This is a genomic window from Sphaerotilus sp. FB-3 (genome assembly GCF_023706025.1).
Classification (GTDB): domain Bacteria; phylum Pseudomonadota; class Gammaproteobacteria; order Burkholderiales; family Burkholderiaceae_C; genus Sphaerotilus; species Sphaerotilus sulfidivorans.
The window spans coordinates 1-266 of the sequence record NZ_BQWE01000043.1 but is presented as its reverse complement, the minus strand read 5'-3'; the positions used below and the strand labels follow the sequence as shown (position 1 = coordinate 266).

Below are 266 nucleotides of genomic sequence, written 5' to 3'. Positions count from 1 at the left end.
CGGGCCGGGGCTTGCTCCAGCAGGCCCTGCACCGCCTGGGCCAGCGTGGGCTGGTTGTTCTTGACCCCGATGATGTAGCCGGCCCCCTCGTCGACCAGCTGCTGCACGATCGCCTTCTGGCAGCCCATCGCGTCCATCGTCACCGTGGCACCGCGCAGGTCCAGCCCGGCCAGCAGTTCCGGGATCGCGGTGATCTCGTTGCTCTTGGCCTGCGTCCGGATCTGCCCCAGCGTCACGCCCTTGCCGCAGTGCCAGGCCGTCACCAG

The 266-nt window shown here is 69.9% G+C and carries 1 protein-coding gene; it reads right to left on the bottom strand.

The window, feature by feature from the left end:
- Positions 1-266: ISAs1 family transposase (locus NFT33_RS14995; protein WP_251676552.1), on the bottom strand; the 266-nt coding region annotated here is incomplete at both ends.